This window comes from Oceanicola granulosus HTCC2516 (assembly GCF_000153305.1).
Taxonomy (GTDB): Bacteria; Pseudomonadota; Alphaproteobacteria; order Rhodobacterales; family Rhodobacteraceae; genus Oceanicola; species Oceanicola granulosus.
The window spans coordinates 444,500-467,967 of sequence record NZ_CH724107.1 but is presented as its reverse complement, the minus strand read 5'-3'; the positions used below and the strand labels follow the sequence as shown (position 1 = coordinate 467,967).

General features: G+C 70.6%; 27 protein-coding genes and 1 tRNA gene. 8 read left to right on the top strand and 20 right to left on the bottom strand.

Translation table 11 applies throughout. From position 1 onward, the window contains the following. Positions 1 to 44: 44 nt before the first annotated feature. Positions 45 to 129: transfer RNA gene (locus OG2516_RS02330), tRNA-Leu, on the bottom strand. Positions 130 to 293: 164 nt separating this feature from the next. Here OG2516_RS02330 and OG2516_RS02325 point away from each other — a divergent pair. Then, positions 294 to 773 carry a Hint domain-containing protein gene (locus OG2516_RS02325; protein ID WP_007253998.1) on the top strand — a complete coding sequence of 160 codons (480 nt, stop codon included), beginning with the start codon at positions 294 to 296 and terminating at the stop codon, positions 771 to 773. Between the two features lie 50 nt (positions 774 to 823). Here the strand turns inward: OG2516_RS02325 and OG2516_RS02320 are convergent, their stop codons facing one another. After that, positions 824 to 2,374: a bifunctional ADP-dependent NAD(P)H-hydrate dehydratase/NAD(P)H-hydrate epimerase gene (locus tag OG2516_RS02320; RefSeq protein WP_040615358.1), complete on the bottom strand. Its 1,551-nt coding sequence runs from the start codon at positions 2,372 to 2,374 to the stop codon at positions 824 to 826. Between the two features lie 164 nt (positions 2,375 to 2,538). On the opposite strand from OG2516_RS02320, the gene OG2516_RS02315 reads away from it, so the two are divergent. Continuing rightward, entirely contained in the window at positions 2,539 to 2,877 is a 339-nt protein-coding gene (locus OG2516_RS02315; protein ID WP_007253996.1) for a P-II family nitrogen regulator, read from the top strand. Positions 2,878 to 2,923: 46 nt separating this feature from the next. Continuing rightward, positions 2,924 to 4,330: a type I glutamate--ammonia ligase gene (gene glnA, locus OG2516_RS02310; protein WP_007253995.1), complete on the top strand. Its 1,407-nt coding sequence runs from the start codon at positions 2,924 to 2,926 to the stop codon at positions 4,328 to 4,330. A 153-nt stretch (positions 4,331 to 4,483) separates the two neighbouring features. On the opposite strand, the gene OG2516_RS02305 is transcribed toward glnA, so the two are convergent. The 4 genes from OG2516_RS02305 to OG2516_RS02290 all read right to left on the bottom strand — a co-directional run bounded on the left by OG2516_RS02305 (position 4,484) and on the right by OG2516_RS02290 (position 7,409). Beyond that, a complete protein-coding gene (locus tag OG2516_RS02305) occupies positions 4,484 to 5,224 on the bottom strand; it encodes a heme-dependent oxidative N-demethylase family protein (RefSeq protein ID WP_007253994.1) in 741 nt (246 codons plus the stop codon). A 70-nt stretch (positions 5,225 to 5,294) separates the two neighbouring features. Beyond that, complete coding sequence (locus OG2516_RS02300; RefSeq protein ID WP_040614893.1) at positions 5,295 to 5,894, bottom strand: biotin transporter BioY; 600 nt, start codon at positions 5,892 to 5,894, stop codon at positions 5,295 to 5,297. Between the two features lie 67 nt (positions 5,895 to 5,961). Next, complete coding sequence (locus OG2516_RS02295) at positions 5,962 to 6,369, bottom strand: DUF6314 family protein (protein ID WP_007253992.1); 408 nt, start codon at positions 6,367 to 6,369, stop codon at positions 5,962 to 5,964. 11 nt (positions 6,370 to 6,380) lie between these two features. Continuing rightward, the gene (locus OG2516_RS02290) at positions 6,381 to 7,409 is read right to left on the bottom strand and encodes a sodium:calcium antiporter (protein ID WP_007253991.1); all 1,029 of its coding nucleotides are present in this window, start codon (positions 7,407 to 7,409) and stop codon (positions 6,381 to 6,383) included. Positions 7,410 to 7,547: 138 nt separating this feature from the next. On the opposite strand from OG2516_RS02290, the gene purB reads away from it, so the two are divergent. Continuing rightward, positions 7,548 to 8,855: an adenylosuccinate lyase gene (gene purB, locus OG2516_RS02285; protein ID WP_007253990.1), complete on the top strand. Its 1,308-nt coding sequence runs from the start codon at positions 7,548 to 7,550 to the stop codon at positions 8,853 to 8,855. Here purB and OG2516_RS02280 read toward each other — a convergent pair. Next, positions 8,852 to 9,496 carry an acyl-homoserine-lactone synthase gene (locus OG2516_RS02280; protein WP_007253989.1) on the bottom strand — a complete coding sequence of 215 codons (645 nt, stop codon included), beginning with the start codon at positions 9,494 to 9,496 and terminating at the stop codon, positions 8,852 to 8,854. The two genes, purB and OG2516_RS02280, sit on opposite strands and share 4 nt — an antisense overlap. 183 nt (positions 9,497 to 9,679) lie before the next feature. Continuing rightward, a complete protein-coding gene (locus tag OG2516_RS02275) occupies positions 9,680 to 10,288 on the bottom strand; it encodes a helix-turn-helix transcriptional regulator (protein ID WP_007253988.1) in 609 nt (202 codons plus the stop codon). A gap of 128 nt (positions 10,289 to 10,416) precedes the next feature. On the opposite strand from OG2516_RS02275, the gene OG2516_RS02270 reads away from it, so the two are divergent. The 3 genes from OG2516_RS02270 to OG2516_RS02265 are packed head-to-tail and all read left to right on the top strand — an operon-like array spanning position 10,417 to position 12,217. Beyond that, the gene (locus OG2516_RS02270) at positions 10,417 to 10,908 is read left to right on the top strand and encodes an autoinducer binding domain-containing protein (protein ID WP_050769104.1); all 492 of its coding nucleotides are present in this window, start codon (positions 10,417 to 10,419) and stop codon (positions 10,906 to 10,908) included. 60 nt (positions 10,909 to 10,968) lie between these two features. Beyond that, positions 10,969 to 11,115 (top strand): carbohydrate-binding module family 14 protein, encoded by a 147-nt coding sequence (locus OG2516_RS20160; protein ID WP_007253986.1) that lies wholly within the window; start codon positions 10,969 to 10,971, stop codon positions 11,113 to 11,115. Positions 11,116 to 11,152: 37 nt separating this feature from the next. After that, a complete protein-coding gene (locus tag OG2516_RS02265) occupies positions 11,153 to 12,217 on the top strand; it encodes a FliG C-terminal domain-containing protein (protein ID WP_342626081.1) in 1,065 nt (354 codons plus the stop codon). A gap of 12 nt (positions 12,218 to 12,229) precedes the next feature. On the opposite strand, the gene OG2516_RS02260 is transcribed toward OG2516_RS02265, so the two are convergent. After that, the gene (locus OG2516_RS02260) at positions 12,230 to 12,847 is read right to left on the bottom strand and encodes a DUF1223 domain-containing protein (RefSeq protein ID WP_007253984.1); all 618 of its coding nucleotides are present in this window, start codon (positions 12,845 to 12,847) and stop codon (positions 12,230 to 12,232) included. 291 nt (positions 12,848 to 13,138) lie between these two features. On the opposite strand from OG2516_RS02260, the gene acnA reads away from it, so the two are divergent. Beyond that, on the top strand, positions 13,139 to 15,913 hold the full coding sequence (gene acnA / locus OG2516_RS02255; protein ID WP_007253983.1) for an aconitate hydratase AcnA: 2,775 nt from the start codon (positions 13,139 to 13,141) through the stop codon (positions 15,911 to 15,913). Between the two features lie 137 nt (positions 15,914 to 16,050). Here the strand turns inward: acnA and OG2516_RS02250 are convergent, their stop codons facing one another. The 11 genes from OG2516_RS02250 to secD form a co-directional block, all read right to left on the bottom strand. Continuing rightward, positions 16,051 to 16,890, bottom strand: a complete 840-nt coding sequence (locus tag OG2516_RS02250) for a c-type cytochrome (RefSeq protein ID WP_050769103.1) — start codon at positions 16,888 to 16,890, stop codon at positions 16,051 to 16,053. Positions 16,891 to 16,962: 72 nt separating this feature from the next. Further along, entirely contained in the window at positions 16,963 to 17,511 is a 549-nt protein-coding gene (locus tag OG2516_RS02245; protein WP_040614889.1) for a DsbE family thiol:disulfide interchange protein, read from the bottom strand. Next, positions 17,504 to 17,650, bottom strand: a complete 147-nt coding sequence (gene ccmD, locus OG2516_RS19315; RefSeq protein ID WP_007253980.1) for a heme exporter protein CcmD — start codon at positions 17,648 to 17,650, stop codon at positions 17,504 to 17,506. Before ccmD ends, OG2516_RS02245 begins: the two co-directional genes overlap by 8 nt. Further along, entirely contained in the window at positions 17,647 to 18,411 is a 765-nt protein-coding gene (ccmC, locus tag OG2516_RS02240) for a heme ABC transporter permease CcmC (RefSeq protein ID WP_007253979.1), read from the bottom strand. Before ccmC ends, ccmD begins: the two co-directional genes overlap by 4 nt. A gap of 41 nt (positions 18,412 to 18,452) precedes the next feature. Beyond that, on the bottom strand, positions 18,453 to 19,103 hold the full coding sequence (gene ccmB / locus OG2516_RS02235) for a heme exporter protein CcmB (protein ID WP_007253978.1): 651 nt from the start codon (positions 19,101 to 19,103) through the stop codon (positions 18,453 to 18,455). Then, positions 19,100 to 19,705 carry a heme ABC exporter ATP-binding protein CcmA gene (gene ccmA, locus OG2516_RS02230; protein WP_007253977.1) on the bottom strand — a complete coding sequence of 202 codons (606 nt, stop codon included), beginning with the start codon at positions 19,703 to 19,705 and terminating at the stop codon, positions 19,100 to 19,102. The genes ccmB and ccmA overlap by 4 nt, the downstream gene beginning before the upstream one ends. Positions 19,706 to 19,718: 13 nt before the next feature. Continuing rightward, a complete protein-coding gene (locus OG2516_RS19850; RefSeq protein WP_007253976.1) occupies positions 19,719 to 20,072 on the bottom strand; it encodes an Mth938-like domain-containing protein in 354 nt (117 codons plus the stop codon). Positions 20,073 to 20,086: 14 nt separating this feature from the next. Next, a complete protein-coding gene (locus OG2516_RS20610) occupies positions 20,087 to 20,302 on the bottom strand; it encodes a hypothetical protein (RefSeq protein ID WP_007253975.1) in 216 nt (71 codons plus the stop codon). Continuing rightward, on the bottom strand, positions 20,299 to 20,817 hold the full coding sequence (locus OG2516_RS02220) for a TSUP family transporter (protein WP_007253974.1): 519 nt from the start codon (positions 20,815 to 20,817) through the stop codon (positions 20,299 to 20,301). The genes OG2516_RS20610 and OG2516_RS02220 overlap by 4 nt, the downstream gene beginning before the upstream one ends. Before the next feature lie 6 nt (positions 20,818 to 20,823). Continuing rightward, complete coding sequence (gene secF / locus OG2516_RS02215; RefSeq protein ID WP_007253973.1) at positions 20,824 to 21,792, bottom strand: protein translocase subunit SecF; 969 nt, start codon at positions 21,790 to 21,792, stop codon at positions 20,824 to 20,826. Between the two features lie 3 nt (positions 21,793 to 21,795). Further along, positions 21,796 to 23,457: a protein translocase subunit SecD gene (gene secD, locus OG2516_RS02210; protein ID WP_007253972.1), complete on the bottom strand. Its 1,662-nt coding sequence runs from the start codon at positions 23,455 to 23,457 to the stop codon at positions 21,796 to 21,798. Positions 23,458 to 23,468: the final 11 nt, after the last annotated feature.

Below are 23,468 nucleotides of genomic sequence, written 5' to 3'. Positions count from 1 at the left end.
CGGATCGCGCCGGAGTGCAAGCTTGGCGGGGCATCCGGGGAAGGTGGTGCGGGTGAAGGGACTCGAACCCCCACGCCTCGCGGCGCCAGAACCTAAATCTGGTGCGTCTACCAGTTCCGCCACACCCGCACAGGCTTGGATGTCGCGCGCAAGCGCCCCGGGTTCAAGTCAAATGTGGGGCAAAGAAGCCGCACACGGCGCGTCATCGCCCGCAATTGGGCCTGACGTAAACTCTTTTTTGACACATTATGGCGAGAAGACTGAGGCAGACATACCAAGAGCGGAAAATCGCCATGGACCTGGAGACGAACACGGCAGGCGCCGCCGCCGGCGGCGCGCGCGTCGACACCACGCAAGAGGTCACCGGCTTCTGTGCCGGCACCTCGCTGATGACGATGGACGGCGAACTGCCGGTCGAGCACCTCGGCGCGGGCGACCGCATCATCACGCGCGACAGCGGCATGGCCGTGCTGCGCGAGGTGCGGGTGCGCGACGTCGAGCTGACGCCGATCCGCATCAAGGCCGGCTCCCTCGGCCATACCCGCCCCGACCGCGACATGCTGATCGCCCCCGACGCTCTCGTCCATATCCGCGACTGGCGCGCCGAGGCGATGTTCGGCGCCCGCGCCGCGATGGTTCCCGCCCGCCGGCTCATCGACGGCGAGTTCATCTCGCCCGCCGCGCGCACCACCGCCCGCGTCTACGATCTCGTCTTCGACCGTCAGCACGTGCTCTACGCCGACGGTCTCGAAGTGGCCTCCGCCGCGGTCTGACCTTCTCCCCGGACCGCGGCGGCGGCGGCTCTGCGCCCCGCGCGCGGCGCTCACAGCCCGCGCAGCCCGCGCAGCACCCCCGGCAGCGCCTCCGGCAGGTCTTCCGCGATCAGCCCGGGGCCGAAGCTAAGCGCCGCCTCCACGTGCAGCCACGCCGCCGCCTCGGCCACCAGGTGCGCCTTCGCGCCCGGCGCCGCGCCGAGGCCGGCGATCATTCCCGCCAGAACGTCCCCCGCGCCGGCAGTGCCCAGCCAGGTGGTGCGCCGCTCGTAGAGCGAGGCGCTGAGCGACAGGTGGCCGCCGGGGCTGGCGATGATCGTGTCGGGGCCCTTGAGCAGGACGGTGCAGCCCGCCCGCTCGGCCGCCTCGGCGGCGGCGTCCGCCTTCGAGCGGCCGGCCGCGGCGCGCGCGCCTTGCGCGAGGTCGGGGAACAGGCGCGCGAACTCGCCCTCGTGGGGCGTCAGCACGCAGCGCGGGTGCAGGCGGGAGAACAGCGCGGGCGGGTCGTCGCGGAAGCTCGAGAGCGCGTCCGCGTCGAGCACCGTGAAGCGCTCCGCCGCCAGCGCCGCGCCGACGAGCGCGCGGGTGCCCTCGCCCGTGCCGAGCCCGGGGCCGAGACACAGCGCGCTCAGGCGGTCGTCCCCGAGCATCTCCGCCAACGCGCCGGCATCGGCGAGGCGCGTCAGCATGATCGCGTTGAGCTGGGCCGCGTTCTCGATCAGCGCCGCCGGCGGCACCGCGACCGTCACCAGCCCCGCCCCGATCCGCAGCGCCGCGCGCGCCGCCATGCGCGCCGCCCCGCCCTTGCCGACGCCGCCGCCGAGCACCAGCGCGTGGCCCCGGTCATACTTGTGCACGCCCGGCCGCGTCGCGGCGATCAGCGCCGCCGGCCAGCCCGGCGCACGGGCCACCAGCCGTATCCGGCCCGGCGGCGGCAGCGCCTCGGGCGCGGTGGCGGCGGCGGGCAGGCCGATGTCGGCGATCACCAGCCGCCCGCAGACCTCGGGCCCCTGCCCGAGATAGTGCCCCCGCTTGGGGCGGTGGAAGGTGACGGTGAGATCGGCGGCGATGTCGTCGGCCGCCGTGTCCTCGGGCAGGTGCAGCCGGCCGCTGTCGCAGTCGAGCCCGGACGGGCAGTCCACCGCGACCAGCCGCGCGGCGCGCGCGCGCGCGGCACGCAGCGCCTGCGCGGCTGCGTCGGGGATGGTGCGCGAGAGGCCGGTGCCGAAGAGCGCGTCGACCGCCAGGTCGAGCGGCGCCTCCGGCCGCGCCTCCGGCGGCAGGACCGGCCCGCGCCACGCCGCGGCCATCGCCTGCGCGTCCGGGCCGAGCCGGGCGCGGTCGCCTTGGACCTGTACCGCCACCTCCCAGCCGGCCTCCGCCAGCAGGCGCGCGATGACGAAGCCGTCGCCGCCGTTGTTGCCCGGCCCCGCCAGCACCAGCGCCCGGCCGCCAGCCGCGAGCTCGGGCCACGCCGCCCGCGCCGCCGCGACGACCTCGGACCCCGCCCGCTCCATCAGCTCCGCGCCGGTGACGCGGTCCCCGGCCATCGCCGCCGCCTCGATCTCGCGCATCTGCGCGCTCAACAGCACCTCGCCCATCGCCACCTTCACAAACTGCCCAATCTTTGTGCCATCCGCCCATTCGCGAGGCGTGCGGCCCGGAAAGCACGCGCCCTACGCGGCCGCGCAGGCTCGCCCGATTGTGCCCGCCGGCAGGGGATGGTCTCACGCCCCCAGCGCCGAGGACAAGGGAGTGCCGGTCGATGAAGAAAATCGAAGCGATCATCAAGCCGTTCAAGCTGGACGAGGTCAAGGAGGCCCTCCAGGAGGCCGGCGTCCAGGGCCTGTCGGTCGTGGAAGTGAAGGGCTTCGGCCGCCAGAAGGGCCATACCGAGCTCTATCGCGGCGCCGAGTACGTCGTCGACTTCCTGCCGAAGGTGAAGATCGAGGTGGTTCTCTCCGACGATCTCGCCGAGGCGGCGATCAACGCGATCATCGCCGCCGCCAAGACCGACAAGATCGGCGACGGCAAGATCTTCGTCTCCGACATCAGCCAGGCGATCCGCATCCGCACCGGGGAGACGGGCGAAGACGCCCTCTGACCGCCCGCACCCAAGACACGATTACCAACAAGGGGAATCCAGACCCATGAGCAACGCCGACGTTCTCAAACTCATCGAAGACGAAGACGTCCAGTACGTCGATGTCCGCTTCACCGACCCGCGCGGCAAGCTGCAGCACGTCACCATCGACGTCAGCCAGATCGACGAGGACTTCCTCGAGGAGGGCTTCATGTTCGATGGCTCGTCCATCGCCGGCTGGAAGTCGATCGACCAGTCCGACATGAAGCTCATGCCCGACACCGACAGCGCCTATATCGACCCGTTTTACGCCGAGAAGACGCTCTGCCTGCACTGCACCGTCGTCGAGCCCGACACCGGCGAGCCCTACAACCGCGACCCGCGCGGCACGGCGCTGCTCGCCGAGGCCTACCTGAAGTCGTCCGGCATCGGCGACGCCGCGTTCTTCGGCCCCGAGGCGGAGTTCTTCCTGTTCGACGACGTCCGCTTCGCGGTCACGACCAACAAGGTCTCCTACCAGGTCGACGCGATCGACGCCTCGTGGAACACCGACACCGAGTACGAGATGGGCAACACCGGCCACCGGCCGGGCGTCAAGGGCGGCTACTTCCCGGTCAACCCGATCGACGACGCGCAGGACATCCGCTCCGAGATGCTCTCGACCATGAAGAAGCTCGGCATGAAGGTGGACAAGCACCACCACGAGGTCGCCTCGTGCCAGCACGAGCTCGGGCTGGTCTTCGACTCGCTGACCAAGCAGGCCGACGAGATCCAGAAGTACAAGTACGTCATCCACAACGTCGCACAGGCCTACGGCAAGACGGCGACCTTCATGCCCAAGCCCATCGCCGGCGACAACGGCACGGGGATGCACGTCAACATGTCGATCTGGAAGGACGGCAAGCCGCTCTTCGCGGGCGACAAGTACGCCGATCTCTCCGAGGAAGCCCTGTGGTTCATCGGCGGCATCCTGAAGCACGCCAAGGCGCTCAACGCCTTCACCAACCCCTCGACCAACTCCTACAAGCGCCTGATTCCCGGCTTCGAGGCCCCCGTGCTGCGCGCCTACTCGGCCAACAACCGCTCGGGCTGCGTCCGGATCCCGTGGGCGGAGAGCCCGAAGGCCAAGCGCGTCGAGGCCCGCTTCCCCGATCCGTCCGCCAACCCCTACCTGTGCTTCGCGGCGCTGCTGATGGCCGGCCTCGACGGGATCAAGAACAAGATCGACCCGGGCCCGGCGTCGGACAAGGACCTCTACGACCTGCCCCCCGAGGAGCTGGCCGGCATCCCCACCGTCTGCGCGTCGCTGCGCGAGGCGCTGGAGGAGCTCGAGGCGGACCACGACTTCCTGCTCGTCGGCGACGTCTTTACGCGGGACCAGATCGAGGGCTACATGGGCCTGAAGTGGGAAGAGGTGTACGCCTACGAGCACACCCCGCACCCGATCGAGTTCAAGCTGTACTACAGCTGCTGAACACCGGTCCCCGCATTCCCGGGACTGGACAGGCGCCTCCTCGCGGGGGCGCCTTTTTTCGTGCGTGCCGCGCGTGGCCGGCGGGGGCGAGAGGGGCTGTCTGCCCCTCTCGCGCTCTCCCCGAGGATATTTGCCGGACAGAGAATGGGGGCGTCAGGCGCGGGTGACGGTGGTGTGGATGGCGAACAGGACCGCGCCGGAGGCGGGCAGGCGCAGGACGGTCTGGCGTTCGCTGCGCAGGTAGGCGGGGCGGGCCGAGATCTTGGATTTCGGCTCGTCCTCGCGCAGGGGCAGGTAGAGGTCGGGGGTGGTGTAGCCGTGCAGGTTGGCGCGCCAGAGCGGGCGGCCGGGGCGGGCGGCGTCGAAGAAGCGCTGCACGCGGCGGGCGATGTCGTCGTCGTAGGGCGGCACGGGGCGGTGGATGCGGGTCAGCGGCCGGCCGATCTTCTGGGCGAGCGTCCAGCCGGCGGGGAAGCAGAGGGCGGCGGCGGTCAGGACGTGCTCGTCGCCGCGCTTCTCGAGCAGGCACAGGTCTTCGGCGAGGAGCGCGTTGAGGCTCTCGAGCGGGCGCGCGCGCTCGGGCGTGACGCGGCGGCCGTCGGGGCAGCGGATCGCCGCGCCGTCGCGGGCGAAGGCGGGGTGGTCGTCGAGGGCCGCGAGCACGGTGTCGAGCAGGTCGTCGAGCGCGGGGGCGCTGCCGTCGAGGGCGCGCAGCACGCCGGGGCCGTGTTCGGCTGCGAGGCGGGCGCGCTCGGCCATCTGGGCGGCGTAGGCGGCGTCGACGGTGATCCAGGGGCCGGCGACGGGCTGCATCCGGGGCAGCGGCAGCGCCGCGGCGGCGCGCAGCTCGGTCGGGATCGCGGGCTGCAGGATGGGCGGGCGCCGCGGGCTCATGGCGCTCCGGCACATGAAAAGGGCGCGGGAATGGCTCCCGCGCCCCGTATCGTTGATCCGGTCGGCCGGGTCAGCCGCGGGCCTTGGCGACCAGCTTCCACAGGGCGGGCACCAGCAGCGCGGCGAGGCCGAGCTTGAGCGCATCGCCGATGAGGAACGGGAACAGGCCCCACTGCAGCAGCGGCTGGTCCCAGCCGTAGAGCACGCCGAGCCAGGCGACGCCGGGAACGTAGATGATCGCGTTGCCCAGCAGCATCGCCGCCGCCATGCCGCCGACCGACCGGTCCCAACCCGCGCGCGCCGCCATGCCGAGCGCCGCGACCGCGAGCACGTAGCCGACCAGGTAGCCGCCGGTGCCGCCGAGCATGTAGCTCAGGCCGGCATTGTCGGCCGCCGACGAGGCGAACACGTCGAAGCCGAGCGCGCCGATGAGCAGGTAGCCGAGGATCGTCACCAGGCCGAGGCGGGGGCCGTAGGCGGCGCCCAGCGTCAGCACCGCGAAGGTGCCCATGGTGATCGGCACCGGCCACATGGGCACCCGGATCTTCGCCATCGCGATCATGAAGACCACGCCCGCCACGACCAGCGCCGCCTGCCGCAGCAGCCGTCCGCGCGCCGCCTCGGGCCAGACCGCATCGGCCAGAACCTTGTCCGTCATTGCCAGAGCCATGAGCCACCCTCTTTCCTAGGCTTTCGTCAGGGGGAGTTGTGCAACAATCCCCAGGCTGCCGCAAGCCTCAGGCGCGGCAGTAGCGGGTGGTGGCGCGGTAGTCCTTCGCCGGGCCGCAGACCTGCCAGACGCTCTGCCAGCCGCCGGGCAGCGCGAAGGCGTAGGTCACGTCGTAGGTGTCGGCGCCGCAGAGGTGCTGCGCGGCGGGGCGTGCGAGGGCGAAGTCGTGGAACGGGCGGCCGTCGTGGAACAGCACGGCGATACCGTCGGACGCGGGGCGCCAGAGGTAGCGGCGGGTGGCGCGCAGCCCCGCGTAGGGGCCGGCCGTCCAGGCACCGGCCTCGTCGTAGACCAGCCCCGCCTCGTCTGGGGCGAGCGTGGCCGTCCCCTCGTAGGCGAGCAGCGCGCCGGCGCGGGCGTCGTCGACCTCGCGCGCGAGGCTCCAGGTGCCGAGGAAACGGGCCAGCAAGCTCATGGCGCCGCCGGTTAGCCGGTGGCGAGCTGGATCGCAACCGCGCCGCCGTAGATCGCCAGCAGGAGCACGCTCTCGGTGCCGATGCGGAACGGTCCGTCGCGCTCGCGCAGGATCAGCCCCATGAGCAGCACGCCCGTCATCAGCATCCCCACCGTCAGCCACAGGAAATCGGTGCGCGCGACGGCGTGGTAGATCGAGCCGTCGCGGTAGGCGGCGTCGGAGGCGGCGAGGAACAGCGTGTCGAAAGTGTTGCCGCCGATGATCCCGCCGAGCGCGAGCTGCATCGCGCCCCGGCGCACGGCGGCGAGCGTGGTGACGAGTTCGGGCAGCGAGGTCACGACCGCCGTCATCAGCGCGCCGACGATGGTCTCGGAGATGCCGACGCGGGTGACGATGGCGACCGCCGACTGGGCCACCAGCCAGCCCGCGATGCCCATCAGCACCATCAGGAAGACGAAGACGCCGATCACGCGCGCCGCGCCGCTCCGGGCGACCTCCTCGTCGGGATCGTCGGGCCGCGTCTCCTTGGTGCGCACGGGGCGCCACATCGGCGTCTGGCGCGCGCGCCGAGTCGCCACCACCCCGGCGATGTAGCCCGCCAGCATCAGCAGCGAGACCGGGTGCACCGACCAGAAGCTGACCTCCGGCGCGCTCCAGGCCACCAGAGGCAGCGCCAGCAGCACCATCAGCAGCGCCGCCTGGAACAGGTTGGTCACCTCGGCGGCGGCATGTTCGAGGTTGGCGCGGCGGTGGATCATGTCGGCCACGGCGAGGAAGACGGTCTGCGCCGCGATGCCGCCGATCCCGTTGGCGAAGGCGAGCGAGGCGCGTCCGTCGAGCGCCGCCGTCACCGAAACGACCACGCCCGACAGCGACGTCGCCGCGCCGAGCAGCACCGCGCCGACCACCGCCTCGCCCAGCCCGGTGAGGTCGGCGATGCGGTCCGCCAGCGCCGTCATGCGCACGCCGAGCAGCAGGATCACCACGCCGCACGCCGCGAAGATGGCGAGGACGACGGGCAGCGGCAGGGATGTGAACATGGAGGCTCCGGCTGGGGATCGAGGGGCCAACGCCGCCCGGGCGCCTGCGGGTCCGCCCCGGCCGGCCCCTGCCCTTGCCGCCACGTCCACTGCCGTCTAGGAGGCCCGTGATCCCCTGCCGAGACGAAAGGTGCCGAGATGATCCCCCGCTACGCCCGCCCCGAGATGACCGCGATCTGGGAGCCCGCCACCAAGTTCCGCATCTGGTACGAGATCGAGGCCCATGCCTGCGACGCCATGGCCGATCTCGGGGTGATCCCGCGCGCCAACGCCGAGGCGGTGTGGAAGGCCAAGGATGTCGACTTCGACGTCGCTCGCATCGACGAGATCGAGGCGGTGACCAAGCACGACGTGATCGCCTTCCTCACCCACCTCGCCGAGCACGTGGGCAGCGACGAGGCCCGCTTCGTCCACCAGGGGATGACCTCGTCGGACGTGCTCGACACCACCTTCAACATCCAGCTCAAGCGCGCCGCCGACCTGCTGCTCGCCGACATGGACGCGCTGCTCGCGGCGCTCAAGCGGCGCGCCTTCGAGCACAAGGACACGGTGCGGATCGGCCGCAGCCACGGCATCCACGCCGAGCCGACGACGATGGGGCTGACCTTCGCGCGCTTCTACGCCGAGATGGACCGCAATCGAAACCGGCTCGAGAAGGCCAAGTTCGAGATCGAGACCGGCGCCATCTCCGGCGCCGTCGGCACCTTCGCCAACGTCGACCCGCGCGTCGAGGAGCACGTCTGCGCCCAGCTCGGCCTGCGCCCCGAGCCGATCTCCACCCAGGTGATCCCGCGCGACCGCCACGCGATGTTCTTCGCCACGCTCGGCGTGATTGCCTCCTCCATCGAGAACATCGCAACCGAGATCCGCCACATGCAGCGCACCGAGGTGCTCGAGGCGGAGGAATTCTTCTCGAAGGGCCAGAAGGGCTCGTCGGCGATGCCTCACAAGCGCAACCCGGTGCTGACCGAAAACCTGACCGGCCTGGCCCGGCTGGTGCGTTCGTCGGTGGTGCCGGCGCTCGAGAACGTGGCGCTCTGGCACGAGCGCGACATCTCGCACTCCTCCGTCGAGCGCGGCATCGGGCCCGACGCCACGGTGCACCTCGACTTCGCGCTGGCGCGGCTCACCGGGGTGATCGACAAGCTGGTCGTCTATCCCGACAACATGCTGGCCAACATGAACAAGTTCCGCGGCCTCGTGATGAGCCAGCGGGTGCTGCTGGCGCTGACCCAGGCCGGGGTGAGCCGCGAGGACGCCTACCGCCTGGTGCAGCGCAACGCGATGAAGGTGTGGGAAGAGGGCAAGGATTTCCGTAGCGAACTGCTCGCCGACGCGGAGGTCCGGGCCGCCCTCACGGAGGCCGAGATCGAGGAGAAGTTCGATCTCGGCTACCACACCAAGCACGTTGACACGATCTTCGCGCGCGTCTTCGGCGAGGGTTAGGCAGGCTCGGGCACCCGCGTCTCCACCGCCCGCGCCGGCGCGGCCGGGCGGTGGAGCCGGATGGCCGGCATCTTCATGACCGCGTACCGGTGGCCGTCGTCGCTGTTGACGTAGGGCCGGCTGATGAGGTCGGCCGGGTAGCCGAGCTGGCGCAGGGCGCGCAGCAGCCACAGGTTCGACAGAGACATCAGCTCGCGCGCGCCCTCCTCGAGCGCCATCTCCACCAGCCCCTCGCAGATCAGCCCGAGGCAGGCGCGCCGGGCCGTCGCGCCCTGCACCGACGGCGCGATGACGAGGCGGGTGCATTCCCACATCCCGGCGGTGACGATCTGCCCGTCGAGCAGGTCGGCCGGGATGCCGGCGACCTTGCCGCTCTGGGCGTCGCGCAGCATGTAGGTCGTCAGCCCCCAGCTCGCCGTGGTCGGCAGCGCCCGCGCGCCCGCCAGCACCCGGCCGTCGTCGCCGACGACGAGCGAGTAGCGGGCCGTCGGGTTGTCGTATTGGTCCATCTCGACGGTCGCGTCGTGCGGGATGTCCCAGCCGAGCGCGTCGACGAAGAAGCGCTTGCGCAACGCGAGATAGTCGCAGAACGCATCGCCGTGCTGGTGGAGTGACTTCAGGTTGAACGTGATCGTACGCATGAGCGCCTCCCTCGCCGGGCGAAGCGCCCGGCCTGTCTGGATTTCTCTGGTATTGTCGGGCGGCTGTCCGTTAGCGCAGCCGTGACGCTTAACAACCTTAAGGCGACTGCCTAACAGATCGTTAACCGCGGCTTCGGTGCCGGGCCGCACCGCTTCGAAAGTTGGGGACAAGTGTCCGAGGGCTCAGATCAGGCCGAACTCCGTCGCCATCGTCGCCGCCTGCGCGCTGGTGGCGGCGTTGAGCTTGCGCTTGGCGTTCTTCAGCCGCTGCTTGACCGCGCCCTCGCTGACGCCCAGCTCGTGGGCGATCTGCTTGACCCGCTGTCCGTCCTTCACCATCCGCAGCGCCTCGAGCTCGGCGGCAGTGAGGTTGCTCGGCGGCATGCGCTCCTCGTGGCGGCGGGTGAGGTAGAGCGTCAGAAGCGCGACCTCGCTGTCGTCGAACTCCCGGTCGGCGCGCGCGAACAGGCCGAACGAGCGCTGCCCGAGCGGCGTGTCGTCGTGCAGCGACACGGCAAGCCCGTAGCGCAACCCGAAGCTGCGCGCCTGCGCCAGCACCTGCAGCGGATCGTCGAGCGCGATCTCCGACCAGCGGATCGCGCCGGTGTTGGCGTAGATCCAGCGCATCGCCGGATCGGCCAGCATAAGCCCCTTGGCGGTGTAGTGGTCGACCCACTCGGGCGGCAGCCGGTTGACCTCCTCGAGCGGAAAGGCAAATCCGACGCGGAGGGCGAGGTAGCTGCCTGCCGGCGCAAGCGCGGCGACATCGACCGACAGCAGCGGACCGTTCACGCCCGGCGAGCCCGGCTGCCGGAGACTGTCCCGAAGGAGATATGGCGGGTCGTGCGGATCACTCGCATAATGTAGAGGTTGTATCGGCCGACTGACAACCGCGTTGAGGGTGAACGAGGAGAGAAGTGATGAGTTTGACGGCCGATATCGAGCGCGAGGTCGCGCGGCTGGGTGAGTTGAGCAACGCCGGCTTCGCCATCGCGTGCCACATCCGCTTCAACCGGCCGGATTTCCTGTTCCAGACCTACCGGCGCGACTGGATCGACCGCTATTCCGACGAGGGCCTCGTGATGCACGACCCGATCGTCCGCTGGGGCTTCGCCAACGAGGGCTGGATTCGCTGGGCCGAACTCGACGACCCGCCCGGCGGCGTCCTCGAGCGGGCGCGCGCCTATGACATGAAGCACGGGATCGCCCTCGGGCACCTCTGGGGCGGCAGCCGCAGCGTCGGCGGCTTCGCCCGCAGCGACCGCGACTTCACCGACGCCGAGGCCGGGGCCGTCGCCAACGCCATGGACGCGCTGCACCGGATCACCCTGCAGGCCGGGCGGATCTCGCCCGCGGTACATGCCGAGCTGCGGGCGATGTCGATCGGCTACGTCCATGGCGCCTCCGTCTGAGCATTGATCCGCCCGGGAGCGGTGCTAGGATTGACGCTACGACATGGAGGTTGCCGTATCATGAAGATCGCTGTCCTTTTCGTCCTCACCCTGTTTCCGACACTCGCGCTGGCCCAGGCCTGCGACCATGACCAGGCGATGAGCTGCGCCGACGGCATGATCTGGGATCCCGAGACCGGGACCTGCGAGGCCGTCGTCACGGGTTGAGCCGCGCCTAACGGTTTCTTCATTCCTCTCTGTCAGGTTGGCTTCGGGCAGTCCTGATGCAGCGGGGTTGGAGCGGCTGTTGGCCAATGCGGAAGCACTTGCGGCGTCTCGTCGCCGGAAGGCGGCGATGATCGTCCAGTTCGCCCTCGCCGAGGGGCAGTCGCTCTCGCTCGAGCGCCTGCCGCGCGAGGTGCAGGTCGCGTTGACGCGCGAGCTGGCGGAGCTGCGTCTTGTCGATCGCGCCACGCTCGAGACGGTGGCCGACGAGTTCGCCACCGAGGTCCAGCACGTCGCGCTCGCCGCCCCGCGCAATCTCGACGAGGCTCTGCGCCTGCTCGACGGCCGCCTCAGCGACGACGCCGCCAGCCTGCTGCGCGAGGAAAACGCGCGGCTCTCGGGCGCCGATCCGTGGCCGCGCCTGCTGGCGCTGCCGGTGGCGGACATCAAGCCGATCATGGAGAGCGAGAGCGTCGAGGTCTGCGCCGTGGTGCTCTCGAAGCTGCCGGTGGCCAAGGCGGCCGAGCTGCTCGGCCTGCTGCCGGGCGAGCACGCGCGCCGGATCACCTACGCCGTCTCGCGCACCCAGGCCGTCACCCCCGTCGCGGTGCGGCGCATCGGCGAGGCCTTGGCGGAGAGCTACGGCACCACCCCCGCTCCCGCCTTCGCCGACCAGGCCGGGCGGCGGCTCGGCGCGATCCTCAACTCGAGCCAGGCCGCCACCCGCGACGAGATGCTCGAATCGCTGCGCAGCGAGGATCCGGCCTTCGCCGAGGAGGTCCGCAAGGCGATCTTCACCTTCCCCGACCTTCCCGCCCGCCTGCGCCGGGAAGACATCGCCAAGGTCATCCGCCTGATCGACGCCGCCGACCTGACGACCGCGCTGGCCGCCGCGCTCGCCGAGGGCGGCGCGGCGCAGATCGCGGCGGACTACCTGCTCGACAACATCTCGCAGCGCATGGCCACGGGCTTGCGCGAGGAGATCGCCGAGCGCGGCAAGGTTAAGCCCGCCGACGCCGAGGCGGCGCAGGGCCGGGTCGTCGCCGCGGTGCGCGAGGCGGCGGACCGGGGCGAGATCATGCTCGAGAGCGGAGAGGCGGAATGAGCCCCGGGCCCGTCAGTCGAGCTGCGCGGCGGCGAGGATGGGCCCGGGCCCGGGCGCCTGCACGATCACCGCCAGCGGCGACTCCCCGCGCTCCACCACCGTCTCGAGCGGCGCGGCGCCGTCCCACTCCGAGATCACCTCCCACGAGGTGACGATGTTGGCGTAGTGGATCGTGTGGCCGGCATTCTCGCCGCGCTCGATGTCGACGACCTGCTCGGCATCGTAGCGCACCAGCTGGACCACCATCGGCCCCCGGTCGCGCTCGGCGGTGACACGGACGGCGAGGCTGTCGCCCGCCGGCTCGAGCTGGACACGGATGCCGCTGTCGTGGGCGGCGTGGGTCATGATCCGGTCGTAGACCTCGACGGGCCGGTTGCCGATCACGTGGTCGACGCCGCCGACGATCATCTGCGGCGTGTAGATCATCGTCTCGCCCGCGGCGAGCGCGTAGGATTTCTGACGGCGGGTGAAGGCGGGATCGGCGAAGGCGTCGGCCCAGCCGATATAGTCCCAGTAATCAACGTGCAGCGCCAGCGCGAGGACATCGTCGCGCCGGGCCAGCTCGCGCAGGGTCTCGTCGGCAGGCGGGCAGGACGAACAGCCCTGCGAGGTGAACAGCTCGACCACCACCGGGCCATCGCCCTCTGCAACGGCTCCGGTCGCGGCCAGGCACGCTGCCGCTGCAATTGCCCGAAGGACTTGTCTCATACGTTCCTCGTCGTCGCCCCCTGCCCTTCCTAGTCAACTCGCCCGACCGCCGCCAATCAAGGATGCGGGAGTTTCCGTGACAGTCCCCGCGCCGCCACGCCAGCCGAAACCGCAAATTGTGTGCAATAGTATACCGCACCCCCTTGATCGGCCGCGCGACCTTTGGCAGAGGAAGGGCGACCTTCCACCCGTCCGCATGACAGGAGGCTTCCCATGCCCATCACCGTCGGCCACGACAGCGCCGGAACCCGCAGGACGCTGTCCGCGGGCACCCAGAGCGTCGCCTACTATTCGATCCCCGCCGCGCAGGAGGCCGGGCTCGGAGACTTCACCCGCCTGCCCGCCGCGCTCAAGGTGGTGCTGGAGAACATGCTCCGCTTCGAGGACGGCAAGACCGTCACCACCGACGACATCCGCGCCTTCGCCGAGTGGGGCGCCAACGGCGGCAAGAACCCCCGCGAAATCGCCTACCGCCCCGCCCGGGTGCTGATGCAGGACTTCACCGGCGTGCCCGCGGTGGTCGACCTCGCGGCGATGCGCGACGGGATCAAGGCGCTCGGCGGCGACGCCCAGCAGATCAACCCGCTGAACCAGGTCGACCTGGTCATCGACCACTCCGTGATGATCGACGAGTTCGGCAACCCGCGCGCCTTCCAGGTCAACGTCGACCGCGAATACGAGCGCAACATCGAGCGCTACACCTTCCTCAAGTGGGGTCAGAAGGCGTTCCAGAACTTCCGCGTGGTGCCGCCCGGCACCGGCATCTGCCACCAGGTCAACCTCGAGTACCTCGCCCAGACGGTCTGGACCGACAAGGACCAGAACGGCGAAGAGGTCGCGTATCCCGACACGCTCGTCGGCACCGACAGCCACACCACCATGATCAACGGCCTCGCCGTGCTCGGCTGGGGCGTCGGCGGGATCGAGGCGGAGGCGGCGATGCTCGGCCAGCCGATCTCGATGCTGATCCCCGAAGTGGTCGGCTTCAAGCTGACCGGCGCCATGCGCGAGGGCACCACCGCCACCGACCTGGTGCTGAAGGTGGTGCAGATGCTGCGCGAGAAGGGCGTCGTCGGCAAGTTCGTCGAGTTCTACGGCGACGGGCTCGACAACGTCCCCCTCGCCGACCGCGCCACGATCGGCAACATGGCGCCCGAATACGGCGCCACCTGCGGCTTCTTCCCGATCGACGCGGAGACGCTCAAGTACCTCGAGCTCACCGGCCGCGACAAGGACCGCATCGCGCTGGTCGAGGCCTATGCCCGCGAGAACGGCATGTGGCGCGACGCCGGCTACGAGCCGGTCTACACCGACACGCTCGAGCTCGACATGGGCGACGTGGTGCCGGCGATCTCCGGGCCCAAGCGCCCGCAGGACCACATCGCGCTCGACGAGGCCGCCAAGGCTTTCGGCGAGTACGTGAAGGGTCAGCGCGAGGGCAAGGACACCTCCGCCCGCTCCGAGATCCGCTGGGAGGGTGAGGGCGGCCAGCCCGAGCCGGTCGACATCCCCGGCGACGAGGGCCACCACGAGCGCGGCTTCGTGATGACCGACGACGGCCATTACCAGCTCCACGACGGCTCGATCGTGATCGCCTCGATCACCTCGTGCACCAACACCTCCAACCCCTACGTGATGATCGGCGCCGGCCTCGTCGCCCGCAAGGCGCGCGAACTCGGGCTCAACCGCAAGCCCTGGGTGAAGACCTCGCTGGCGCCGGGCTCGCAGGTGGTCTCGGCCTATCTCGAGGCGGCCGGGCTGCAGGACGACCTCGACGCGATCGGCTTCAACCTGGTCGGCTACGGCTGCACCACCTGCATCGGCAACTCGGGCCCGCTGGCGCCCGAGATCTCCAAGTGCATCAACGAGGCCGACCTGATCGGCGTCTCGGTGCTGTCGGGCAACCGCAACTTCGAGGGCCGCATCAGCCCCGACGTGCGCGCCAACTACCTGGCCTCGCCGCCGCTGGTGGTCGCCTACGCGCTGGTCGGCGACATGAACGTCGACATCGCCAAGGACCCGCTCGGCCAGGACAAGAACGGTAACGACGTCTACCTCAAGGACCTCTGGCCGTCGCAATCCGAGATCGCCGCGCTGGTGGAGAAGACCGTCACCCGCGAGGCGTTCCAGGCCAAGTACGCCGACGTCTTCAAGGGCGACGAGAAGTGGCAGGCGGTGGAAACCACCGACAGCGAGACCTACGACTGGCCGCCCTCCTCCACCTACGTCCAGAACCCGCCCTACTTCCAAGGCATGTCGCCCGAGCCGGGCACCATCTCCGACGTCCGCCAGGCCCGGGTGCTCGCGATACTGGGCGACATGGTCACCACCGACCACATCTCGCCGGCCGGCTCATTTAAGGACACCTCGCCCGCGGGCAAGTACCTGATCGAACGCCAGGTGCCGGTGCGCGAGTTCAACTCCTACGGCTCGCGCCGCGGCAACCACGAGGTGATGATGCGCGGCACCTTCGCCAACATCCGCATCCGCAACGAGATGCTGGACGGGGTCGAGGGCGGCTTCACCCTCGGGCCGGACGGCCAGCAGGTGTCGATCTACGAGGCGGCGATGGCCTACCAGGAGCAGGGCACGCCGACGGTGGTCTTCGCCGGCGAGCAATACGGCGCCGGCTCGTCCCGCGACTGGGCGGCCAAGGGCACCGCGCTGCTCGGCGTCAAGGCGGTGATCGCCGAGAGCTTCGAGCGGATCCACCGCTCCAACCTCGTCGGCATGGGCGTGATCCCGTTCGAGTTCACCGGCGGCGACAGCCGCGCCTCGCTCGGCCTGAAGGGCGACGAGACAGTGACCATCGAGGGCCTCGCCTCGGTCAAGCCGCTGTCGGAGGTGCCGGCCCAGATCACCTACGGCGACGGCACCGAAAAGACGATCACCCTGCGCTGCCGCATCGATACCGCCATCGAGGTGGAATACATCGAGCACGGCGGCGTGCTGCAATACGTGCTGCGCGACCTGGCCAAGGCGGCCTGATCTTCTGGAGCATGTGAGGTTGAAACGGCGCCCCGATGGGGCGCCGTTTCGCGTTTCGGGGCGGCCGGGGCCGGGCTGAAGCCCGGCCTACGGGCGGTGCGCGGGATGCGTAGGCCGGGCTTCAGCCCGGCACGCCGTCACTGCGGATCGGGCAAGGCCGGCAGGGAGCGCAGGTAGAGGATGATCGCCTGCACGTCCTCCTCGGTCATGTTGGCGTAGTGCCCGTAGGGCATCGGCGGCATCATGCGGCTGCCGTCGGGGCGGGTGCCGGTCGTGATCATCTTCGCCAGGTCCTCGTCGCTGTAGGCGGCGATGCCGTCTTCGCCCGAGGTGATGTTGGCCGCGACCGAGACGCCCCAAGGTCCGTGGAACTCGTAGCCGCCCGCGCCGAGGTGGGTCTCGTACATCGGCCCCTGCTCGCCGAAGGTGGTGTGGCACTCGAGGCAATGGGCGACGGGTCCGGCGAGGTAGCCGCCGTACTCCGCCGTGACCCCCTCCTCGGGATGCGCCACCGACGCGACCGGCGGGCCCCATGCGGGCGGGAGCGGGATGTTGTAGGTGCTCTCCGGCAGGTCGCTCTCGACCGGCGCGACCGTGCGCATGTACATCACGATGCTCATCACGTCGTCGTCCGACAGCCCCCGGTAGAGGACGATCGGCATCGGCGGCCCGATGACCGAACCGTCGGGGCGGATGCCCTCGCGGATGGCGCGGGCGAACTCGGCGTCGCTCCAGTCGCCGACGTGGCCGGCGGGCGTGATGTTGGGCGCGACGGCGGTGAACATCTCGTTCTGCTCGACGAGCATGCCTGAAAACGCCTGGTCCATCATCGGCCCCTGCGGTCCCTGCGGCGTGTGGCAATTGCCGCAGGCGGCGGGGCCTTCGACGAGGTAGGTGCCGCGCTCGAGCGATGGTTCGGCCTGGGCGAGCCCTGCTCCGAGGGCGCACGCACCGGTCAGACTAATCAATTGCTTCATAAATCAGCCCTCCTGCTGTGGGCCGATCTTGCCACCGAGCGCCGAGTCGCGAAACCGTGAACTTCCGCTGCGTCAGCTCGCCTCGGCAGGCTTCGCCGCCTCGGCGAGCGCGGGGCGGATGATGCTGTCCATCACGCCGTGGATCGGGCCGGAGAACTTCAGCACCACGGTGCCGTCGCCGTCGAGGACGAACGTCTCGGGAAGCGCCACGACCCCCCAGTCGATCGCGTGGCGACCGTTGCGGTCGACGGTGATGGCCCGGTAGGGATTGCCGAGTTCGTCGAGGAACTCGAGGGCGGTGTCGGTCGGGTCGGACTTGTTGACGCCGTAGACCGCCACCCCCTCCTCGGCGAGTTGCATCAGCGCCGGGTGCTCGGCGCGGCAGGGCGGGCACCAGGAGGCGAAGAAGTTGACCATCTTCACCTCGCCGTTGGCGAGATCGTCCGACGCGAAGGTCGGGTAGGTGCCGAGCGCGACGGCGGGCAGCGCGGGCGCCTGCGTGCCGATGAAGGTCGAGGGCAGCGCGTCGGGGTCGTCGCGGAACATGCCCGCGAGGAACAGCCCGGCGAGCCCCGCGAACAGCGCCGGTGGCAGGATCATCAGGAGCGGCACCCTAGCCATGGTCGCGCTCCGCCTCCTCGAGGGCGCGCCGCGCGCGGCGGTCGCGACGCAGGCTCGCGCCGATCAGCACCGCCAGCAGCAGCAGCGACACCGCATAGGCCGACAGCACCGCCATCGCGTGAGGTCCGAGCGACATCATGCCTCGCGCTCCGTCGCGAGCGGCACCGGCGGCATCCGGCGGGCACGCGCCAGCAGGGCGCGGGTCCTGCGGGCGCGGATCTCGCTGCCGGTGCGCAGCAGCACGAGCCAGACGAACAGCACCCCGAAGCCGACCATGCCGATGGCGAGCGGGATGAAGTAGACGTCGGCCACCGTGCGCCCGCCGGTGGCCACCGGCACCGAGGTTCCCTGGTGCAGGCCCTGGTTCCAGAAGCGCACCGCGTAGCGCGACAGGATCGCGAAGACCGAGCCGACCATGCAGAGCACCGAGGTCAGGTCGGCGGCGGTGTCGGGGTCCTCTATGGCTTCCCAGAGGGCGATGTAGCCGAGGTAGAACAGGAACAGGATGAGGAACGACGTCAGCCGCGGATCCCAGACCCACCAGGTGCCCCAGGTCGGCTGGCCCCAGATCGCCCCGGTCGCGAGCGCGATCAGGGTCATGGTGACGCCCACCGGGGCCGCTGCCTTGGCGGCGAGCGCGCTGACATGGTGGCGGCGCACCAGCCAGATCAGCGAGGCGACGAGCATCATCAGCCACGCGTTGATCGCCATGAGCGCGGCGGGCACGTGGAGGTAGATGATCTTGACCGTCGAGCCGAAACGCTCGGCCTCGGGGGTGAAGAAGAAGCCCCAGATCAGCGAGCTGCCCACCAGCAACGCCGACGCCGCCGCCAGCCAAGGCAGCAGCGGGGTCGTGACGGCGAGGAACTTCCTCGGGTTGGCGTAGTCCCAGAGCGACATGGGAAGATGTCTAGCCGTGCCGGGGCGCGCCCTCAATGGCATCACCGAAGGTTGACGCGCAATGCCGCAGCGGCGGCGAAGGGCAGCAGCGCCAGCGCACCGAGCGTGATGCCCCCCATCAAGGCCAGCGCCGTCGCGCCGCCGTCCGCGCCGCGCCGCACGGCCTCTGCGCCGAAGATCAGCGTCGGCACGTAGAGCGGCAGCACCAGGAGCGACAGCAGCAGCCCGCCCCGGCGCAGGCCCACCGTCAGCGCCGCGCCGAAGGTGCCGATCACCGACAGCGCCGGGGTGCCGACGAGGAGCGAGGCGACGAGCCACGGGTAGGCTTCGGGCGCGAGGTTGAGCAGCACGCCGAGGAGCGGCGCGGCGAGGGTCAGCGGCAGGCCGGTGGTGAGCCAGTGCGCCAGCGCCTTGAGCAGCGCGACGCCCTCGAGCGGCGCGGGCGAGGTGGCGATGAGCGCGAGCGAGCCGTCTTCCCAGTCGAGCGCGAACAGCCGGTCGAGCGTCAGCAGCGCCGCGAGCAGCGCGCCGACCCAGAGGATGCCCGGCGCGATCAGCCGCAGCGTCGCCGTCTCGGCGCCGACGCCGAACGGCACCAGCACCACGACGATCAGGAAGAACGCCAGCCCGAGCCCGAAGCCGCCCCCAGCCCGCGTGGCGATGCGCAGATCGCGCAGCAGGAGCGCCCTCACAGGAACGCCTCGTCGCGGCCCGTGGCGGTCTCGGTGGCGACGTAGGCGCGCAGGTCGAGCCGGAGGGCGTCGAGGCCGATGTCGATGTGCGAGGCGATGACCGCCGCGCCGCCGGTCGCTAGGTGGCGGCGGACCTGGCCTGCGAACAGCGCCACCGACTCGGCGTCGAGCGAGACGGTCGGCTCGTCGAGCAGCCAGAGCGGCCGACCGGTCAGCGCCAGCCGCGCCAGGCCGGTACGGCGCAGCTGGCCGGCCGAGAGGGTCCGGGCGGGGCGGTCGGCGAGGTCGGCGAGGGCGAAGGCGGCGAGCACGTCGTCGGTGAGGCGCGTGCCGTAGATGCCGGCCCAGAAGCGCAGGTTCTCGGCAACGGTGAGCTGCCCCTTCACCCCGTCGGCGTGGCTGGCGTAGGCCGCCTGCCCCGTTGCCTCGATCTCGCCCGCGAGCGGCGGCTGCAGCCCGGCGAGCGTGCGCAGCAGGGTCGTCTTGCCCACTCCGTTCGGGCCGCTCAGCACCAGCGCCTCGCCCGGCGCGACGGCGAAGGTCAGCCCCTCCAGGACCGCGAGGCCGCCGCGGGCGACGGTGAGGTCACGGACCCGGAGCAAGGGCCGAGGGCGCTCAGACGCCGAGCAGCGCGACGGCGATGCGGCGGCCCTCGGACAGCAGGACGTTGTAGGTCCGCGCCGCGGCGGGGCTGGCCATCGTCTCGACGCCGAGCCCCGCCTCCTCGAGCCGGGCGCGCAGGGCGGCGGGGATGTGGGCGATTTCGGCGCCGGTGCCGACGAGCAGCACGTCGACCTCCTCGGCCAGCGCGGCGAGCGTCTCGGCATCGTCGAGGCCGCCCCAGGCGGCGGGGCCGGCGGGCGAGACCACGAGCGGCGCTTCCAGCGCCTCGCCGCCGACACGGAAGAAGCCGGGGCCGTAGCCGTCGATCGGCTTCGACTCGTTGTAGTCGATCTCGTTGAGACGCATCGCGTGGCTCCCCTTCAGCCCCAGACCGGCAGCCCCGACAGGCCGGTCGCGGCGATGATGACGTAGGCGGTGCGACGGTAGGCGGTTTCCCGGGCAGGGTCAAAGAGCCGGTTGCCGACCAGGTTGCCGAGCACGTTGGGCAGCATCAGCAGGATGCCGGTGAGGATGGCGCCGCCGACCAGCCGGTCGGTGAGGCCGTAGAGGCTGAGCAGGACGATGTCGACGATCACCAGGAACGGGTGATGTTGGCGCGGATCGTCGCCGCCGGCAGCGGCCGGGCCATGTAGAACAGGATCACCGGCGGCCCGGCGATCCCGGTGACGCCCCCGAGCAGCCCGCCGGCGAGGCCGACCGCGGTGACCTGGCGGCCGCGCATCTCGCCGCGGTAGCGAACGCCGCCGGCGAGCAGCGCCACGAGGCCGAGGGCGATCAGCGAGACCAGCAGCCGGAACAGCTCGGGGCTGAGCGAGGCCAGCAGCAGCATCCCCAACGGCATCCCCAGCACCAGCCCCAGCGCCAGTCGGCCGAGGTCGCGGCGGTGGGCAAGGCCGAGCGCGCGCGGCACCGCCGGCAGCGGGCCGACCAGCTCGGCGACAATCAGCGTGGTGATGGCGAAGAACGGGTCGAGCACCATGCTCGCCAGCGGCAGGTAGACCAGCGCGGTGCCGAACCCGGTGAAGCCGCGGACGATCCCGGCGACGAAGGCCGCCGCCGAGAGCCAGAGGAGGACGTCCGGCGCTAGCACGCCCGGTCAGGCATCGGGCGTGCCGAACTGGGTGCCGGCCTGGGGCTCGTCCTTGGACCAGTCGCGCTTGACGCCGAGCACCAGCAGCGTCGCCGAGGCGGCGAAGATCGACGAGTAGGTGCCGACGACGATGCCCCAGATCATCGCGAAGACGAAGCCGCGGATCACGTCGCCGCCCAGCACGAACAGCGCGATCAGCGCCATCAGCGTGGTGAGCGAGGTCATGAAGGTCCGGCTCAGGGTCCCGTTGATCGACAGGTTGAGCACCTCTTTCAGCGGCCGGTTTTTGAACCGGCGCAGGTTCTCGCGGACCCGGTCGAAGACGACGACGGTGTCGTTGAGCGAGTAGCCGACGATGGTCAGCAGCGCCGCGATGATCGACAGGTCGAAGCGGATGCCGAGCTCGGAGAAGACGCCGAGCGTCAGCACCACGTCGTGCACCAGCGCCAGCACCGCGCCGACGGCGAACTGCCACTCGAAGCGCAGCCAGATGTAGATCAGCACCGCTCCGATGGCGAGGCAGACGGCGAGGATCGCGGTCTTGATCAGCTCGCCCGAGACGGTGGGGCCGACCGATTCGACGCTGGCGAAGACGATGTCGGGCGCCACCTCGGTGAGCGCCGCCTCGACCTGGGCGATGGTGTCGGCGGTGACCGATTCCTGGCCCTCCTGGGCCTGGATGGCGACCGAGGCGACGTTGCGGTCGTCGCCGAAGGTCGGGTCGTAGACCTCGGTGATGGTGACGTCGCCGAGTTCGAGCGGCGCGAGTGCGGCGCGGTAGGCGCCGACGTCGACGGGCTGGGCGCTCTCGGTGCGGATCGTGGTGCCGCCGGCGAAGTCGATGCCGTAGTTCAGGCCGCGCACCCCGAAGGACACCAGCGCCAGCACGATCATGAAGGCCGAGATGCCGAGCCACAGGCGGCTTCTCGAGAAGAAGTCCCAGTTGGTCTCCTGGGGGACGAGTCGCAGGCGCATGGATCAGACCTCGATGGTTTTCGGACGGCGGCGGTCGAACCAGGTCACGATCAGCAGCCGCGTGACGAAGATCGCGGTGAAGACCGAGGTGACGATGCCGAGGCCGAGGGTGATGGCGAAGCCGCGCACCGGGCCGGAGCCCATCGCGTAGAGGATGATCGCCGTCATCAGGGTGGTGATGTTGGCGTCGACGATCGCCGAGAGCGCCTTCTCGTAACCGAGCTCGATGGCCCGGGCGGGGCCGCGCGCCGTCTTCACCTCCTCGCGGATACGCTCGAAGACGAGCACGTTGGCGTCGACCGCCATGCCGATGGTGAGCACGATTCCCGCGATGCCCGGCAGGGTCAGGGTGCCGCCGATCAGCGACAGCAGCCCGAAGATCATCGCGATGTTGACCAGCAGGGCGACGTTGGCGAACAGCCCGAACAGGCCGTAGCTGAGCGCCATGAACACCATCACCGCCGCGAAGGCGACGATGCAGGCGACGGTGCCCGCGTCGATGCTGTCCTGGCCAAGCTCGGGGCCGACGGTGCGCTCCTCGAGGAAGGTCAGACCCGCCGGCAGCGCGCCGGCGCGCAGCAGCACCGCGAGATCGGTGGAGCTTTCGACGGTGAAGTTGCCGGTGATGATGCCCGAGCCGCCGCGGATCGCCTCGTTGATGGTCGGCGCGGAGATGACCTCCTCGTCGAGCACGATGGCGAACGGCGCGCCGACGTTGGCGGCGGTGTAGTCGCCGAAGCGGCGCGCGCCCGCGGGGTTGAAGCGGAAGGTGACGGCGGGGCGGTTGTTCTGGTCGAAGCCGGGCTGGGCGTCGACGAGGTCCTCGCCGGTGACGACGGGGGCGCTCTCCAGGATGTAGTACGTCCCCTCCTCGTCGAGCGCGGGCACGAGCTCGTTGCCCATGCCGGCCGCCTCGTCCGGGTCGGAGGTGCGGCTGACGACGGGCTGGAAGGTCAGCTGCGCCGTGGTGCCGATGATGTCCTTGAGCTCCTGCGCCGAGCCGATGCCGGGGACCTGGATCAGGATCCGGTCGTCGCCCTGGCGCTGGATCGAGGGCTCGCGGGTGCCCACCTCGTCGATCCGGCGGCGGATGATCTCGAGCGACTGGCGCACGGTGCGGTCGTCGGTGGCGGCGCGCTCGGCCTCGGAGAGGCGGATCGTCAGCACGGGGCCGTCGGCGGTGACCTCGATGTCGCTGGCGCCCGCGCCGCTGAGGGTGGCGATGGGGCGGGCGAGGCCGCGGGCCAGCTCGAGCGCGCGCTCGGCGCCCTCGGGCTCGGAGATGCGCACCTTGAGCTCGTCGGGGGCGGAGTCTTCGCGGGTGACGAATCCGAGCGTGTCGCGCTCGGCGGCGAGCGTGTCGCGTACCTCGGGCCAGAGGCCGTCCATCCGCGTCTCGTAGACGTCGGCGACGTTGACCTCGGCGAGCAGGTGCGCGCCGCCGCGCAGGTCGAGCCCGAGATTGACCAGCCCGTCGGGCAGCCAGCTGGGCCATTGCGCGGCCTGTGCGGCAAGCTCTTCGGTGCTGAGGCCGGCCTCGATGGCCTTCTCGGCGTCGTTGGACTGCTCGACGCGGCCGTAGAAGAAGTTCGGCATGGCCAGGAACAGGCCGACCGCGACGGTCAGCCAGATCAGGATCCTCCGCCAGAGGGGGATGTAGAGCATGTGGCGTCCTT